This is a genomic window from Paenibacillus sp. CFBP13512 (assembly GCF_005233705.1).
Classification (GTDB): domain Bacteria; phylum Bacillota; class Bacilli; order Paenibacillales; family Paenibacillaceae; genus Saccharibacillus; species Saccharibacillus nuruki.
On record NZ_QGAD01000014.1, the window covers coordinates 70,595 to 88,159 of the forward strand.

Below are 17,565 nucleotides of genomic sequence, written 5' to 3' on the forward strand. Positions count from 1 at the left end.
CTACTATGTTACAGCGAAAAGCTTTTTAATTCAAGCTTCAATCAGTTCAAACCCTGCTACTTGTACGTGTTTTACATTGGAACCAATATACACTTTGAATTCTCCAGCTTCTGCTACCCATTGCAGTCGTGCATTGCAATACTTGAGCAATTCCTCTGTGATTTCAAATTGTACTTGTGCAGTCACACCTGGAGCTAGTGTAACTTTTTCAAATCCTTTTAGTTCTTTGACAGGACGAACCGTACTTCCGTATAGATCTTGAATATACAATTGTACAATTTCTTGTCCTGCCACTGCACTAGTATTCGTCACTTGAACCGTTGCTATAATCGACTCAGAACGTTGCATAGTAGAACGGCTTAATTCGATAGCGGAATATTCAAATTGGCTATAACTCAGTCCATAACCAAAAGGATATAACGGATCGTTCGGACCATCTAAATATTTGGAAATATATTTTTCGTGTTCATTTTCGGCAGTAACCGGTCTACCTGTATTGAAGTGATTGTAATAGATCGGTACTTGTCCCACTTGCTTCGGAAAGCTCATTGTTAATTTGGCAGACGGGTTGTAATCGCCGACTAATACATCAGCAATCGCATGTCCTGCTTGCGATCCCAAAAACCATGTTTCAACAATACTATCCATATGTTGTTCATACCAATCCAGTACCAGTGGTCTACCATTGGTAAGAACCAATACCACCGCTTTACCGGATTGCTTCGCTAATTCAACAATCGCTTCTGCTAACTGTTGCTGTGGTTCAGGAATCGTAATATCCATACGTGAAGCCGCTTCACCGGACATTTCACTATTTTCACCCAGTGCTAACAAGATCACATCGGCATGACTAGCCACTTCAAGTGCTCGTTCAATTCCACCTACAATCGATTCATTCACTTTGGAACCTTCACTGTATAGCAGACGATCTTCTTGAATGCCTTTGGCTTGTAATCCTTCTAATAGAGTGACTGTATCTGCTCCATATTTGGAAAACTGCCAAGGCCCTAACAAATCTTTGCTATCTCCGAAAGGTCCGATGACTGCAATGCGTGCACTCGATTCAGCCACATGGAGCGGTAACGTTTGAGCTTCATTTTTGAGCAAAACGATTGATTTCTGAGCTAATTCACGACTAGCTTGTAGATGGCTTTCGTTGAAATGATACTCGACTTCTTTATCTGGACGCACATAACGGAAAGGATCATCCATAATACCGATCTGATATTTGTATGTCAAAATACGTCGTACAGCATCATCTAATTGCTGTTCTTGAATCTTGCCGTCTGCTACAAGCTGTGGTAGAAATTGCTCATACGTTTGCGATACCATTTCGATATCCATGGTTGCATTAAGCGATAGACGAGCAGCTTCACTACGATCTTTCGCTACACCATGCGTGTAAATCTCTTCTACTGCACCATAATCAGAGATCAAGATACCGTCGAATCCTAATTCATCACGCAGTAAATCTTTCAAAATCACTTCACTAGCTGCAATCGGAATTCCTTGATAAAAGTTAAAGGCATTCATCACCGAAGCCGCACCTGCTTGAAGACCAGCCTGGAAAGGAGGCAAATACAGATTACGCAACATCCATTCTGAAATATCAACAGTATTGTAATCACGACCGGATTCAGAAGCGCCATAAGCGATAAAGTGCTTCAGACAAGCAATCAATGTTTCTTTGTCAAATAAACTAGCCCCTTGGAAGCCTTCTACTTGCGCTCTAGCAATAAGGGAACCTAGATATGGATCTTCACCTGAACCTTCGACTACACGTCCCCAACGAGCATCACGTGCAATATCAACCATAGGTGCATGGTTATAGGTAATTCCTGTAGCGGTTGCTTCTTTGGCTGCGATTGCACAAGCATCACGAATCGCTTCAATATCCCAACTACAAGACCATGCCAGCGGTACAGGGAAAATCGTTTGGAAACCATGAATAACATCCGCATTAAACATCAATGGGATACCTAGACGAGATTTTTCTACAGCTGTTTTTTGCAATTCAAATACACGACTACTATTAAAAGCACCTAAGATTGAACCTGTACGTCCTTGTTCAACGAGAACGTCTGCCGATTCTGCTTCGATATCGCCACCAAAAGCAAAATCAGAAGCCATACACTGACTCATTTGCCCGATTTTCTCGGCAATCGTCATTTCGCCAAGCAACTGTTCGACTTGAGCTTGAATATTTTCTGGAGTACGTTCGATAACATTATTTTTATGATAAGGAGCAACGACGTTAATCAATTCTTCGCTTAACGATTGTCCTCTACCTCTTGTACCATCAAGCTTCATCACTCCTGTAAAAGGTAGTGAAATAAAGCCAGTAAAGCAATCTTCTTCAAATACCATTTCAATCGTAGCTTCGCCTTCTCCATGCGGCAAAACAACCACACTTCCGGTAGCTTTCAACGTATTACCTTCTACATGGATGTGCTTGATATCTAGAGCAAGTGGTAATGGCTCCATTTGCACGGTCAAAGAGTAATCCTGTGGTGTTGGCTTAGGAGACTCTTGCTGAACCTCAAATAAAAATTTCCACTTGGATGATTGTAATTGTGATGTACTGTTCCATATTCCTATCATTCGTATGCCCTCGTTTCCAATTGCTATTCTCTATTTGTATATAGTGTACTGCTCTAATGTAAGCGTTATGACATTATATTTATGGTATTATTCCTATTTTTTTAGTAAAATAATAAATACCTTATTATTCGATAATAAAAAAAGATCGAGCAAAAATGATTGGAGTTGGACAATGATATGAATAGTCACTGGTTAAATACCCTTAAATTTATGATGAAATGTATACATATTGAGTATCAGATTCCACTTTATCTTGTAGATCAGCATGCTGTACTGATTGAAGAATACCCTGCGCAGAACTTTAACCCTTTGTATACAAGTAAAAGTGAAGGGTTACAATTATTGACTGAACATATTCAGGGCAAGTATCCACTAATTCATGCGACTAATTTTGTAGAACAGTATCTCATTATACCTTTACATTCGTATCCAGATGCTATTACAGATGAAAATGCTAGCAGTGATGCAAATAGGAATGTTTCCGCTTCTGATCTATCTTCTACAGTGCATACTACTTCTACCACGTTGGCAGGTGCACTGATCGCAGGTCCTTTTTTCAATGCGATTGTCCCGGAAGAATTGATCAAAGGCATTATTGTAGATCATCAGTTATCATTCCGTCAGCAAGATGAAGTATGGGCATTTTATAAAAAAGTTCCCTTGATCTCCAAAGAACGTATCTATAATGCTGCGGTCATGATTTATTTTATGCTGTACCAGCAAGAATTAGATATTGCCGAATTGATTCAACATAACTTGCATATTCCTGCTACGTCTATTCACCGTGTGTATTTGGACTCTATTCCACGTCTAGCTTCATCTGAATCCTTAACACATCATGAGAATGATCCAGAATACTCGGCCTCGGATCGTTATCATCATAATCCAGAAATGGAGCGTGTGTTTCTTCAATATATTCGAGAAGGTCGCAAAGAAGATTTGATCCAGTGGGAATTAGGCTTTCCTACCGAAAAATTAGGAGTATTGTCCAAAAAAAGCTTGTTACGTAACGAAAAAAATCTAGGTATCTGCTCGGTTACGCTCGTCACACGTGCAGCAATGGATGGCGGAGTCAACGCCGAAATTGCTTATACGTTAAGCGACTTTTATATTCAAGCGGTGGAAGAATGTGAAAATCCAGCTCAAGTGCATATGACGACTCAACGATGTAATGCTGACTTTGTGGATCGCGTACTGGAAGGGCAAAAGCAACGATATTCGCATGAAGTTAATCTCACACGTCATTATATTTTCAGCCATCTGTACGAACCGATTCATCTACAATATTTGGCAAAAGAAACAAAGCTAAATGCTGATTATTTATCCCAATTATTCAAAAAAGAAATCGGCTGTTCGCCTGTTGTCTACATTCAGCAACAACGTATAGATGAAGCGAAAAAATTAATCAGCCTTTCTCATTATTCACTAGCGGAAATTTCAACGTTATTGCAGTTCCACGATCAGAGTTATTTTACGAAGATTTTTAAAAGGTACACGGGGGTTACGCCGAAGCAGTATCAGAAGAATCGTACGGGTGGGGAACGGATGGGTGTGGGGGTGTTTTAGAGTTACAGCGCTCCGGGTGCGATATTGTTCTTGTCGTCGCTTGTTGTAAATGGATACCTTGATCAACCGCTTTGCGGTAGGTATCCATTTACAAAGGCGAGCGCTTCGCTCTTTCAGAACTATATCGCTCCCTGCGCTCAGTGGACGTTTGTAACTCTAGTGTTAGATATATTGCATGTTTTTAAGATAAAACTGAATTATATTCATTACCTTTAGCAAAAAAATCTGCTGATCTAGTATAACCATAATAAATAAGTGTTTCTTGTTTGGATGTAGACAACGATTTAGCGAAGGAAAAGGAATTATCCGTAAGAAGCGTAGCGTTAGCCTTACAAGTTTTCGCAAGAAAACTACTTCGTAAGCATACACTAAGAATGGATATTTACTGCGATAGAAGTTGTTCAAAATATCCATTCTTAACAGTGATCGAGAGGATAATCATTTTACGTAGCGATGTCCCTCCACCGCATAAAAGAAAAAGAACCCTCCCCACTATCATAATCATCCGCAGACAATCACAATACCAAGAAGGATTCCCTTCATTCACTAACTATATTCAGCTCATTCAATCCATATGCAATATTAAGGACGATCCACAGGTTTGATTTTCCAAATTTCTGACGCATACTGCCCGATCGTCAGATCACTAGAGAATTTACCAGAATGTCCGATATTGTGAATAGATTTTTTCAGCCATTCTTTACGATTACGATAAGCGAGATCAATCTGAACATGAGCTTCTGTATAGGCGGAGAAATCTTTCAATACGAAATATTCATCGTTCATATCCAGAATTGAACGGTACAAAATATCAAATTCATTATTATGATTAGTGAATGGTCCACGTTCAATCAGTTGGTTCATAACTTCTTGAATACGTGAATCGCTGTTATAGATATCACGAGCATTGTAACCACCATGCTGATAATAATCCATCACTTGATTTGCATGTAAGCCGAAAATAAACATGTTATTGTCGCCTAACATCTCATGCATTTCCACGTTAGCACCATCCAATGTACCAACGGTTAGAGCACCATTCATCATAAATTTCATATTCCCTGTACCGGATGCTTCTTTACTGGCTGTCGAGATTTGCTCACTGACATCAGCCGCCGGAATAATCTTCTCTGCTAAAGATACTGAATAATTTTCTAAGAAAAAGACATTCAGTTTGTCTTTCACATCTGGATCATTATTCACAACGTTAGCTACGCTGTTAATTAGCTTGATCGTACTTTTTGCTAAATAATAACTTGGTGCTGCTTTGGCTCCAAAGATAAACGTACGTGGAACCATATCCAGTGATGGCATAGCTTTGATCTGATGGTACAGGTGAATAATATGAAGAATATTCAAGAACTGCCGCTTGTAGGCATGCAGGCGTTTAACCTGTACATCAAAGATCGAGTCGGTATTTACTTTAACATCGTATTTTTGCTCAATATACGACGCTAACTTTTGCTTATTATTCAGCTTGATCTGAGCTGTCCGTTCTTGGAAGCTAGCATCTTCGCTATATTTCAAAATGCCAACCATTTCTTGTGGATGCGTGATCCAGCGTGTACCGATCGATTCACTAACCAACTGAGACAATTCAGGGTTAGCATGCATCAACCAACGACGATGCGTAATCCCATTTGTTTTGTTATTGAACCGATCTGGATATAGCTCGTAGAAATTTTTCATTTCGCGTTGCTTCAGAATATCGGTATGCAATGCAGCTACACCATTGATACTATGACTACCTGCAATCGCCAAATGTGCCATTTTCACTTGATCATCAAAAACAATCGCCATGTGCGCTACACGATCAGGATCGTTTGGATATTTATCCATCAACATTCCGCAAAAACGAGTATTGATCTCTTCAATAATCATATACACACGTGGTAATAGTTCACGTACCATATGAGTCGGCCATTTTTCTAAAGCTTCACTCAAAATCGTATGGTTTGTATAGGAGACCGTTTTCGTTACAATCTCCCATGCAGTATCCCATCCATAGCCTTTTTCATCTAATAAAATACGCATGAGTTCAGGAATAACCAGTGTTGGATGCGTATCATTAATATGAATCGCTATTTTTTTCGGCAATTCTTCATAACTAAGCCCTAATTTATCATAGGTACGCAGAATACTTTGAAGACCAGCAGAACAAAGGAAATACTGTTGCTTCAAGCGAAGCAGTCGTCCTTCATATTGGGAATCATCAGGATACAAGAACTCGGAGATCGACTCTACCGAACGATTGTAATCCAGATAACTGTAATAGTTGCCTCCTGAAGAAGAACTACGACTTGCCATCTCACGCATCGGTTCTGCACTCCACAGACGAAGAGTATTCATGTGGGAAGATTCTTTATTACCTTTGTATCCGATCACCGGAACATCATAAGGAATCGCCCAGACACCCTCATAATCATGAAGAGAGAATTCAAGTTCGCCATCTTTTTCATGAACTTGAACATTACCACCAAAGCGAACTTCTACTTTACGGTCGTCACGACGGACTTCCCATTCGTTCCCTTTTTGTAGCCAGTTATCTGGTAATTCAACTTGATTACCATCCACTATTTTTTGCTCAAATAAACCGTACTTATAACGAATACCACAGCCATGCCCTGCATATCCAAGGGAAGCTAGTGAATCCATAAAGCAAGCAGCAAGGCGGCCAAGACCGCCATTACCTAGACCTGCATCTGCTTCTTGTTCTTCTATTTCAGAAAGAGAAACCCCTAAGTCTTCCAGACCTTCTTGTACAATTTCAAGGACACCCATGTTAAGTAGGTTATTACCTAGTAGACGTCCTATCAGAAATTCAAGTGATAGATAATAGACTTGCTTTTCTTCATTATCTTTAAATTCGCGGTTCGTTGCTGCCCATTCTTTTCCCGCTGATTCACGGATCATGCGACTTAGAATCGTATATACATCTTCACTTGATACTTCTTCTAACGTTTTTCCTAATTTGGACACTACATTATCCTGAAATATACTTTTGAATGACTCTTTGCTTGTAAACAACAGGGCGTTCCTCCTCTATTCTATTTCTATTCTGTATTTAGACGGAAGTGCTCTTCGCTGTAACGTATGGTTTTATCACATCACCAATCAATGTGCGATCACCTGAAATACGAACATCTTTATCCAAGATAACATTTTCCAGAACAGCGCCTGCTTCGATTGTACATTTTTGCAAAATAACCGAATTGACAACACGTGCGCCTTTTTCCACTTTAACTCCACGGAACAGAATACTATTTTCAACTTCTCCACCAATAATACATCCATTTGCCAAAAGCGAATTGGTCACTTTAGCGCTTTCTAGATACTTGGTTGGTGCTTCGTATTTAATTTTCGTCTGTACCGGTTTTTCATGGAACAACTTCATATAGTTATCCGGGTTCAATAGAGCCAGACTGTTTTTGTAATAACTTTCCACTGAATTGATGACTGCATTGTAGCCTGTATATTCATAAGCTGCAATTTTCAGACCATTCGGATTGTGCTGAATCACATCACGGAAGAAATAGCTTTTGCCATGAGCGATAGAGTAACGAACTTGATCCAAATACAATTCTTTATCCATAATAAAGATTTCTAGATAAACATTGCTGTGATCACGTTCATGGTGAAAACCGGACACATATCCATTCTCATCTACTTCTACGCGACGACATGGGCCATGCTCTGGTTCCAATTCAGCTATTTTTTTGTAAACAACAGTGACGTCAGCGCCTTTTTCTTTGTGATACTTGTAGACTTCATTGAAATCTACTTTGTTCACATGCTGTGTTCCACTGTTCACTACAATATCACCAGAACTGCGATGGAAATAATCCATATTATTATGAATATGTTGCAGATCCCCAAGTGAAGTATCGGTTGGATCATGCCAATCCGGTGGCAAGATAAAGAGTCCACCCCGTTTACGATCCAAGTCCCACGGTCTACCTTCGCCTAGATGATCCATCAATGAACGATATTTACGACGAACAAATAATGCGATATCTTCCATACCTGCATACATCATATTCGATAAAGCAAAATCGATCAGACGATAGCGTCCACCAAATGGAACGGCTGCACCGCAACGGAAATATGTTAATTCATTTAATTGGTCTAATTCATGATCCAGGTTGATAACTCCTACGAAGCCCTTCATTCCCATCACCGTCCTCTATATTATAATGACTCATTCGTTATTAGTAAGATTTCGCTCTCATCTTCACGATCCACACCGATTTGTGTGCCATCTGGTAATACCATACCATCATCAATAATCGCGCGGTGAATACGGACATTTTTACCTATTTTAACATTAGGCATAATAACAGAATCAGTAATCATACTACCTTCGCCGACTTCCACGCCAAAGAATAGAACTGAATGATTAATTTCACCATGTACAATACAACCTTCGTTAATAATGCTATCACTGACTTTAGCTTCAGGTGCAATGTATTGAGCAGGCTGATTCGGGCTACGTGTGAAAATACGCCAGTTCGGATCATTCAAATCCAATTCCGGATGTTCGGATAGCATGTCCATATTGGATTCCCATAGACTTTGGATTGTACCGACATCTCTCCAATAGCCTTCGAATGGATAAGCGTACAATGTTTTGTCATCATCTAACAGTAAAGGAATAATATCTTTACCGAAGTCATAAGAAGATGTTGGATTCGTCTCATCTTGAATTAGATAAGATTTAAGCACATCCCATTTGAACAAGTAAATTCCCATAGAAGCAAGAGTACTTTTTGGATGTTCTGGTTTTTCGTCAAACTCGTAAATTTTAAGATCATCATCTGTATTCAGCATACCAAAGCGGCTTGCTTCTTCCAGTGTGACATTGACTACAGAGATGGTGCAATCTGCGTCTTTTTCTTTATGGTAATCCAGCATTTTGCCATAATCCATTTTGTAGATATGGTCACCGGATAAAATAAGAACGTGTTCAGGATCGAATCTTTCCACGAAATTAAGGTTGCGATAGATCGCATCTGCTGTTCCTTGATACCAGCTACTACCTTCTTCGCGTTCATGTGGCGGTAATACAAAGACTCCACCATTTTTGCGATCCATATCCCAATCGTTACCAACACCTATGTATGCATGAAGGACCATGGGTTCATATTGTGTCAATACACCTACTGTATCAATACGTGAATTGGCGCAATTACTAAGAGGAAAATCGATAATACGATAAGTACCACCAAAATATACGGCTGGCTTTGCCAGGAATCTTGTTAGACCTTTGAGTCTTTTGCCTTGACCTCCGGCAAGCAACATTGCTACTACTTCTTTCTTACTCATGGAAAAGCCCCCTTCATGTGATTATCATATAATTTGCAGAGACATGTAACGCTAAGAATCAATGAATCATTTAACGATACCCTTGTATTCCAAAAAAGAAGGAGACCGCCTATTAAGGCATGTTGCACCTATAGATACTACAGATTTTCCTTAAAAACAATACCAGCTATGTTCTGCGCACGGCACGCTTCTACGAATTCAGAAGAAGCTACAATTAGACTGATATCTTCGTTCGAACGAACGAGTCCATGACCTCGAAGCCCATCCGGTTGAAAAGCCACCGAAATGTAATGTACTGGACTTCCATGAATACCCGGAAGTAATGGAATATGTACAGATTCTTCGGGATCAAGACAATTGATAACGGTCAAAATATTGAGCACCTGAAATCCATTCAGCGGTGTTCCGTTCACAGTGACTTCTGCATCTACCAATTGCACATCTTTATCTGCATATTGTCGAATCACATTAGCTAGCCTGGGTCCGACCAAATCTGGACCGTCACTCATAAACCAATCAAAATGCATTAAGTGATTAAGATCGATATCTCCTTGCAAATGGAACTTTGGCGTCTTCGCCCAATCTCGTTGAGGTGTGCCTTTTTTGAAACTCAAATGATCCGGCGAATCATTGAAATTGTACTTAAACCAATAACGATCCGGGTATACATTCGCTGGTGATAGGATATAGCACATACATATCTCTTCCTTTCGGGATCGGCAGACCATTCCATACTATAAATGAATGATAGATTTACCTCATTACTTGATTATAGTATCTATTTCTACACATAGGGTAATTCTCCCTGCTTACTGTTCATATTACCTTACCCTTTTACACGTTGTATGTGAAAATCCTTCGTCTGCCAATCTCCCGGCAAAATATATATACCCGAAAATGTGCATTTCGCCACTTTTAAGTGATTACGATTTTGTTACAAGCTGGCTTATTGCTATTTTATACCAGTTATAACACAATTGGATACTAGCAATTCTATTCTGCTATTATTTTAGATAAGTAGCTGCTATTTCACAGATTTTGCGATTGGATAAAGTAATCTCATCTCGCCTTGGAATAGGCTCCCAGCGTGTGACATCATCTAGCCATGTACGTGGTAAATCGACAGGGCTTTCTGCTTGCCAGCGTTCTAGCCAGACCTCAGGTAGTGATAGTAATGGCGCTTGATCAATCTGTTGAAGTAGTGGATGGTTGCTCATTTCAAGCCATAACAATGACCACGCTCTAGGCACCACGCGCCAGATATCATATCCTCCACCACCAAGGGCTACCCACCGTCCTTCGCACCATTGATGAGCCGCTTCATGGATCATACGAGGCATCTCCCGATAGATCTGCATCGAACAATGCAAATGAGACAAAGGATCAAGTGCATGAGCATCACATCCATGCTGACTAATAATGAGATCAGGACGGGCACGTTCTAACACTTGATGCAGTGTTGTCTCAAAACATTCTAACCACGAATCATCTTCTGTATACGGTTCAAGGGGTAGATTGACTGTAAAACCAAATCCTTCACCAGCACCTCGTTCTTCAACTCTTCCTGTTCCCGGAAATAAATACTTACCAGTCTCATGAATCGAGTACGTGAATACATCAGGATCGGTATAAAAGCACATCTCTACTCCATCCCCATGATGCACATCGGTATCAATATAGAGGACTCTAGCTCCATAAGCTTCTCGTACATGAGCTATAGCAAGTGCCGCATCATTATAAATACAGAAACCTGCCCCTTTCTGTGGCATCGCATGGTGCAGTCCACCGCCCAAATGAAGCGCATGTGTCGTCTGACCCTCCATCACCATCTGCGCCGCAGTTACCGAGCCAGCAGCAATCGACAGCGCACTCTGATGCATACCTGCAAAGTAAGGAGTATCGCCTTGATGAAGACCATATTGCGCAGCATGATCCATCGCTTTTGTGGCAGGATGTTCTACACTTAGTTGCTTTACAACATCGATATATTCAGGAATATGAACTTGTTGTAACAAATGATGATCAGGCAGTTCAGTCGGCACAAAGATTTGGTCTATAGACAAAGCATCCACTTGTTGCAACAGATCACGAGTCAACGTTAATCTACGCTGATCAAATGGATGATTCTGATGAAAAACATATTTTAGACTATCAGGATGATACATATATGCTGCTTTGTCCATCTATCGATTCTCCTTTCTATCGCTCCTAATTAGTACATAAATCGCTGACGGAATCGTAAGCGATCAAATGCTTCTACAGAAGATTGCGGCACATATTTACCTACACGTACCATAAGACAATTGGCAGGATGAGAACATATTTCAGGATCATCTGTCGCGAACCAGACCATATCTACATTTTTCATTAACTGCTCCATCATTTTGCGATAATCCCAGACACTAAGCCCTGTACTTTCAAGATCCCAATGCCAATAGTATTCTGTAGTGAATACAATCATATGATCCAATTGCTCTTCTCGAAAAGAAAGCTGGATCAATTTCTTAGCAATGTCTAGTCCGCGATAGTCATTAGCTACTTCAACTGCGCCCAACTCGATCAAATCTTCCATATTTCCTTCAGACCATCGTTCATATTCATCAGCATAATGAAAAGTAACATAGCCGACGATCATATCACCGTCACACGCCATAATAATACGTCCTTCATCCAATGCCGCAATTTCAATCAATGCTTCCCACTGTTCAGGTGGACGACGAAAAGCATCAAGTTGAGGATGCATCTGCTTGGTACGAATATGTTCTGGAGAGACGGGTCCTTCTAATATCAATGTACACCGAGGAGACACCAGTGTTTCCGTTTGTGGGATTTTCAAATGCTCCATACTGAGATTCCTTTCTGTATTAGAGTATTGAATAAGCTGTGTTTTATAGTATATTTTTTTGATAACGCTTTCTTTATAGTTTTGATTATACCGACTTTTGCAGTAAATGTATGTGTCGATCTACACAGAAAGACCTTCTTAGTCATTAAGAAGGTCTGCTCTATATCCATATTGAATATATTATGATTTAATTTCTGTAGCCAACTTGCGATTGGATAGTGTTGTAGCTGACTTCGGCACATTCACTCGACCTACGATATATTTACCTATTTTCATACGATTCAATATATTAATTGTTAGATACGAGCAAGCGATCCCTCCGATAAATAACAAAGGAATCTCCAAATATCCTAGTGACCAATGAAAAGATTCCACAGCGAGATCCATCATTTGTAGATAGAACCAATGTAACAAGTAAATGCCGAATGAATACTGACTAATCGCAGATAAGATAGGTGGCATTTTTTTTACATGACGGAACGCTAAAAAGAGTACAAAAATCAATAACACTGTGAATAAGATCATGTCCATTCGTTTTGAGCCAAATCCAAAACTAGAATATACATTATTGTACAGAATCAACGCAATCGATACAGGTAATGCGGCATAGATCCATACTTTATACTTTTCAATATACTGCATAAAAGTCTGATAATTTTTACCGCAATAATAAGCAAGTGCAAAGTAAAATACCCAACCTGTAAATGGCATCCAATATCCTCGATCCCAAATATAGGCAATATACTGATTATTGCTAGGCGGTGCTACCAGATTAAAGAAAGCCAAATACCCTACATTCACTACTAGCGATATCATAAGTACCCATTTCGCTGAAAAGCGGTCTATATATTTGTTAAACAGTTGATGTAGAATATAAAACTGGAAAATAACCAATACAAACCATCCGTGATAAGCTCCCAGTAAATTAAATACAACTAGCTTGGGAATTGACCATCCATTTAGAATACCCGACATGATCGCATAAAAGACAGCCATACAAGCAAATGGAATCAATAGAAATTTAATTCGTTTACTATAGAACCGCTTAGGCAAATGATTGGGATATGAATAAGCTAAGACTAATGCGGATATAAAGACAAATGTAGATGTCCCAAACGAAAGCAGTCCAGCCAGAGTCCAGAGTCCAAATTGAATTGCACCTTCTGTGCTTTCACCTGTAGTGAATTTGATCGAATGTAATAATACAACACTCATACAAGCGATAGCTCGGATGATGCCTACCTCGCCAATCGTTTGCCTGGGAGAAATGGTACTTTGTTTCATTACGTGATAAACCTCCTTTTAAGTTAAAAAGTATAGTTAATGCTTAAGATTTCTAGGTACACATCTCTCCTTTTGATTTGCTTGACTATTAGGGTAGACATCGAATACTGGTTCTAAAAGAACTCAATTACTAGCATAATTATTCGTTTTGAATTATTATGTTCGTCTAAAATAGTTAAGTTGTTCAATACGAATCATTTTCATTCGTTATATATTACTACAAAGTTGTAATCTTTTGTAGTCAAAATGTAAATTCATGATTTTTTTCATGATTATGATGTAAAAGTGATTTGTAAAGAAAAGGATATTTCGCTATGCTATACTACAGGAAAATATAAAATTGAACAATTTGTGAAATCGTAGTATTGTTTTTTGTAAGCGCTATATATGGTAATCGCAACACAAGATCGTATCTCAGTAATCATGGAGGTCATTATGGGAAAAGATAACGTGGAAACTATTGCTGTAGAAGCTACACAAGCCAATATGATGGATTATGAAGAAGCCAGTCGTACATTTGACTGGGCTGATGTAGAAAAAAGGTTCTCGTGGCATGAATCGGGAAAAGTGAATTTGGCTTATGAAGCGATAGATCGTCATGCTACTTCTGGGCGTGGTGATCATATCGCTCTTCATTACAGTGATGCAGTACGTAGTGAATCGTATACTTTTGAACAATTACGTCAAGAATCGAATCGTGCTGCTAATATGCTTCGCCAACTAGGGATCGGTAAAGGCGATCGGGTCTTTATTTTTATGCCGAGAACACCTGAACTGTACTTTACACTACTCGGTATTATCAAAATCGGTGCAGTTGCAGGACCTTTATTTGAAGCTTTTATGGAAACGGCAGTTAGAGATCGCTTGGCAGATAGTGGTGCTATCGCTATTATTACAACGCCCAAATTGGTTGAACGGGTTCCAAGTGCTGATTTACCAGAACTTCAACACGTGATTCTTGTAGGGGAAGCAGAAGAAATTACTGCTCCTTATATTGATTTTGCCCAAGAAATGAGTAAAGCTTCTACTGAAGCAGAGGTCGAATGGGTTGATCTTGATGATGGTCTAATCCTTCATTATACTTCAGGCTCTACAGGCAAGCCTAAAGGCGTGTATCATGTCCATCGTGCGATGATTCAACAAGAATACACTGGACGGATTGTACTCGATCTTCAAGCGGATGATGTGTATTGGTGTACTGCTGACCCGGGTTGGGTCACAGGAACGTCTTACGGTATTTTTGCACCGTGGTTAAATGGAGTGACTAACATCGTGCGTGGAGGACGATTCAGCCCGCAAGATTGGTATGAGACGATTGGACGCTATCAAGTGACCGTCTGGTATAGTGCGCCTACTGCTTTCCGGATGTTAATGGGAGCTGGAGATGAAGTTGTTCAGCAATATGATCTCTCTTCACTTCGTCATGTATTAAGCGTAGGTGAACCGCTGAACCCTGAAGTTATTCGCTGGGGTTATCGTGTCTATGGACAACGGATTCATGATACATGGTGGATGACAGAGACAGGTGCACAGCTTATCTGTAACTACCCACGTATGAATATCCGCCCTGGTTCGATGGGTCGTCCGATTCCGGGCGTAGAAGCAGCTATTATTGATGATGCTGGTAATATCCTTCCTCCTCTACGAATGGGAAACTTGGCGATTAAGACACCATGGCCTTCAATGATGTACAAAATCTGGAATAATCCTGCCAAATTTGAAGAATATACACGTATTCCGGGATGGTATATCTCAGGAGATTCTGCTTATATGGATGAAGACGGATACTTCTGGTTTCAAGGACGGATCGATGATGTTATTAATACCTCTGGTGAGCGTGTAGGTCCATTTGAAGTCGAAAGTAAACTGGTAGAACATCCGGCAGTCGCTGAAGCAGGAGTTATCGGTAAGCCTGATCCTGTGCGTGGTGAGGTTATCAAAGCCTTTATTTCGCTTCGAGAAGGTTATACAGCTACCGAAGAACTGAAGCAAGAGATCACTCGTTTTGTCAAAGAAGGATTATCTGCTCATGCGGCTCCACGTGAGATTGAATTCAAAGACAAACTTCCCAAAACACGCAGTGGTAAAATTATGCGTCGTGTCTTGAAAGCTTGGGAGTTAGAATTACCTACGGGTGATTTGTCGACTATTGAAGATTAATAGAAATGCTTAATAGCTGAAATACAGCTTCTAAAGTAGACTCAATTCGTAATACCCAAATAGATAAGATCAAAAAAACCGCCCTTTTATTTAAAAGGCGGTTTTTTGATCTTATTTTTGTAGTTCTTGTTTTACCGAGTCAATCATTTCAGCTAGCTTTTGAATAGGTAAAGGCTTAGATAAAGCACCGTTCATGCCTGAAGCTGAGATCTGTTCCTGATCGTCTTTGAATACATGAGCTGTTAAGGCAACGATAGGAATCATTCGATTCTGAATCGTACTGGAATGGCGAATCTCATCTGTAGCTTGAAGCCCATCCATTACAGGCATTTGAATATCCATCAGTACCAGATCATAAGTCGAATCTTTTTCTAATGTACGAACAGCTTCTAGACCATTTTCTGCAAATTCTGCACGATGCCCCAGCTTTTCTAACATACGCATCGTAATAAGACGGCTAATCCGGTCATCATCTGCTAATAGTATTTTTAAGCTATTAGGATTGGATTCAGCAACCATATCTTCTGGTGGTTCGATATCTTGCACTAAAGGCGTGTATTCTTTGTTCATCCCTTCACTCGTAGACGTATGAGCATAACCCATTGGAATCGTAAATTGGAAAATTGCGCCGATTCCCGGATCGCTATCCACCGTGATCTGTCCACCCATTAACTCAACAATTTGCTGACTAATAACAAGTCCTAGACCTGTCCCACCAAATTTGCGAGTCTGTGAATCGTCTACTTGACTGAAACTTTTAAATAATTTAGGCATGTCTTTTTCTGCAATGCCGATACCCGTATCTTTAACTTTAAAATGAAGCATCAACTTATCTTCAGATAATTCTTGTCCTTCAAGTGAAATCTTTACCGAACCTTCTGCTGTAAATTTGATAGCGTTACCAATCAAGTTATTCAGCACTTGCTTCAGTCGGTGCGGATCTCCTAGCACGATTTGAGGTACACGTTTACCGATATGAAGAAGCAAATCAATCTTTTTCTCTAACGCTAACGGACGATGCGCTTTGATCGTAATATCCATCAACTCATGAATATTATATTCGATATTTTCAAGATTCATTTTTTCTGCTTCGATCTTAGAGAAATCCAGTACATCATTAATTAGTGTTAATAATGTCTCTGCACTATTTTGAACAATTTTCATATTATCGCGTTGTTCTTGATCAATCTCGCTTAATAAGATCAATTCGGTCATCCCGATAATACCGTTCAATGGTGTGCGGAACTCATGACTCATATTAGCGATAAAACGGCTTTTCGCACGATTAGCGGCTTCTGCTAATTCGGCTGCACGTTTAGCTTGTTGCTCCGCTGTTTTGCGATCTGTAATATCAAATTGAATTCCTACAAAATAATGGCATTCACCATTTCGATCAAAAATAGGATCTAAATTAATTTCATTCCAAAAAGGAGTTCCATTCTTTGTATAATTCAAAATCTCGATGACAGCAGATTCTTTTTTATTCAATGCTTCACGAATCTTTTTAACAGCTGCTGGATCGGTATCTACCCCTTGTAGAAAACGACAGTTATATCCGATCGCTTCGTTTTTAGTGTAACCTGTCAATTCTGTGAAATGACTATTTACAAAAACAAGCGGAAAGTCTCTTCTTCGTGCATCTGCAATCGTTACAGAAGATTTTAAATTCTGTACTACATATTCCCAGTCGACTGCTGCTGTTTTAGGATTTATATTCATGGTGCCTCCCAAAGATTTATGTCAAGTTCATCCATTAGTTATATCTATCATATAATTATAGCTAAATT

The 17,565-nt window shown here is 39.6% G+C and carries 11 protein-coding genes; 2 read left to right on the forward strand and 9 right to left on the reverse strand.

Features of this window, described 5'->3' with window-relative positions:
- Positions 1-30 precede the first annotated feature (30 nt).
- Complete coding sequence (locus PaeCFBP13512_RS18095; protein ID WP_137225060.1) at positions 31-2,601, reverse strand: glycoside hydrolase family 3 N-terminal domain-containing protein; 2,571 nt, start codon at positions 2,599-2,601, stop codon at positions 31-33.
- A gap of 210 nt (positions 2,602-2,811) precedes the next feature.
- Between PaeCFBP13512_RS18095 and PaeCFBP13512_RS18100 the strand changes: the two genes are divergently transcribed.
- Positions 2,812-4,167 carry a helix-turn-helix domain-containing protein gene (locus PaeCFBP13512_RS18100; protein ID WP_161594307.1) on the forward strand — a complete coding sequence of 452 codons (1,356 nt, stop codon included), beginning with the start codon at positions 2,812-2,814 and terminating at the stop codon, positions 4,165-4,167.
- A gap of 582 nt (positions 4,168-4,749) precedes the next feature.
- Here the strand turns inward: PaeCFBP13512_RS18100 and PaeCFBP13512_RS18105 are convergent.
- The 7 genes from PaeCFBP13512_RS18105 to PaeCFBP13512_RS18135 all read right to left on the reverse strand — a co-directional run bounded on the left by PaeCFBP13512_RS18105 (position 4,750) and on the right by PaeCFBP13512_RS18135 (position 13,618).
- Positions 4,750-7,194 carry a glycogen/starch/alpha-glucan phosphorylase gene (locus PaeCFBP13512_RS18105; RefSeq protein WP_069328415.1) on the reverse strand — a complete coding sequence of 815 codons (2,445 nt, stop codon included), beginning with the start codon at positions 7,192-7,194 and terminating at the stop codon, positions 4,750-4,752.
- A gap of 37 nt (positions 7,195-7,231) precedes the next feature.
- Entirely contained in the window at positions 7,232-8,335 is a 1,104-nt protein-coding gene (gene glgD, locus PaeCFBP13512_RS18110; protein WP_069328463.1) for a glucose-1-phosphate adenylyltransferase subunit GlgD, read from the reverse strand.
- 20 nt (positions 8,336-8,355) lie between these two features.
- On the reverse strand, positions 8,356-9,489 hold the full coding sequence (locus tag PaeCFBP13512_RS18115; protein ID WP_069328416.1) for a glucose-1-phosphate adenylyltransferase: 1,134 nt from the start codon (positions 9,487-9,489) through the stop codon (positions 8,356-8,358).
- 137 nt (positions 9,490-9,626) lie between these two features.
- Positions 9,627-10,184, reverse strand: a complete 558-nt coding sequence (locus tag PaeCFBP13512_RS18120; RefSeq protein WP_069328417.1) for an imm11 family protein — start codon at positions 10,182-10,184, stop codon at positions 9,627-9,629.
- A 309-nt stretch (positions 10,185-10,493) separates the two neighbouring features.
- Positions 10,494-11,672 carry an acetoin utilization protein AcuC gene (locus PaeCFBP13512_RS18125; protein ID WP_137225063.1) on the reverse strand — a complete coding sequence of 393 codons (1,179 nt, stop codon included), beginning with the start codon at positions 11,670-11,672 and terminating at the stop codon, positions 10,494-10,496.
- 29 nt (positions 11,673-11,701) lie between these two features.
- A complete protein-coding gene (locus PaeCFBP13512_RS18130; protein ID WP_069328419.1) occupies positions 11,702-12,334 on the reverse strand; it encodes a GNAT family N-acetyltransferase in 633 nt (210 codons plus the stop codon).
- Between the two features lie 180 nt (positions 12,335-12,514).
- The gene (locus PaeCFBP13512_RS18135; protein WP_137225066.1) at positions 12,515-13,618 is read right to left on the reverse strand and encodes an acyltransferase family protein; all 1,104 of its coding nucleotides are present in this window, start codon (positions 13,616-13,618) and stop codon (positions 12,515-12,517) included.
- A 435-nt stretch (positions 13,619-14,053) separates the two neighbouring features.
- On the opposite strand from PaeCFBP13512_RS18135, the gene acsA reads away from it, so the two are divergent.
- On the forward strand, positions 14,054-15,778 hold the full coding sequence (gene acsA / locus PaeCFBP13512_RS18140) for an acetate--CoA ligase (RefSeq protein ID WP_137225068.1): 1,725 nt from the start codon (positions 14,054-14,056) through the stop codon (positions 15,776-15,778).
- 111 nt (positions 15,779-15,889) lie between these two features.
- Here acsA and PaeCFBP13512_RS18145 read toward each other — a convergent pair whose 3' ends face one another.
- Complete coding sequence (locus PaeCFBP13512_RS18145) at positions 15,890-17,497, reverse strand: ATP-binding protein (protein ID WP_137225070.1); 1,608 nt, start codon at positions 17,495-17,497, stop codon at positions 15,890-15,892.
- Between the last annotated feature and the right edge of the window lie 68 nt (positions 17,498-17,565).

Coding starts and splice junctions, on each gene's coding strand:
- acsA (WP_137225068.1), top strand. CDS start 14,054: ATGGGAAAAGATAACGTGGAAACTATTGCTGTAGAAGCTACACAAGCC.
- PaeCFBP13512_RS18115 (WP_069328416.1), bottom strand. CDS start 9,489: ATGAGTAAGAAAGAAGTAGTAGCAATGTTGCTTGCCGGAGGTCAAGGC.
- PaeCFBP13512_RS18130 (WP_069328419.1), bottom strand. CDS start 12,334: ATGGAGCATTTGAAAATCCCACAAACGGAAACACTGGTGTCTCCTCGG.
- PaeCFBP13512_RS18120 (WP_069328417.1), bottom strand. CDS start 10,184: ATGTGCTATATCCTATCACCAGCGAATGTATACCCGGATCGTTATTGG.
- glgD (WP_069328463.1), bottom strand. CDS start 8,335: ATGAAGGGCTTCGTAGGAGTTATCAACCTGGATCATGAATTAGACCAA.
- PaeCFBP13512_RS18125 (WP_137225063.1), bottom strand. CDS start 11,672: ATGGACAAAGCAGCATATATGTATCATCCTGATAGTCTAAAATATGTT.
- PaeCFBP13512_RS18145 (WP_137225070.1), bottom strand. CDS start 17,497: ATGAATATAAATCCTAAAACAGCAGCAGTCGACTGGGAATATGTAGTA.
- PaeCFBP13512_RS18100 (WP_161594307.1), top strand. CDS start 2,812: ATGATGAAATGTATACATATTGAGTATCAGATTCCACTTTATCTTGTA.
- PaeCFBP13512_RS18095 (WP_137225060.1), bottom strand. CDS start 2,601: ATGATAGGAATATGGAACAGTACATCACAATTACAATCATCCAAGTGG.
- PaeCFBP13512_RS18135 (WP_137225066.1), bottom strand. CDS start 13,618: ATGAAACAAAGTACCATTTCTCCCAGGCAAACGATTGGCGAGGTAGGC.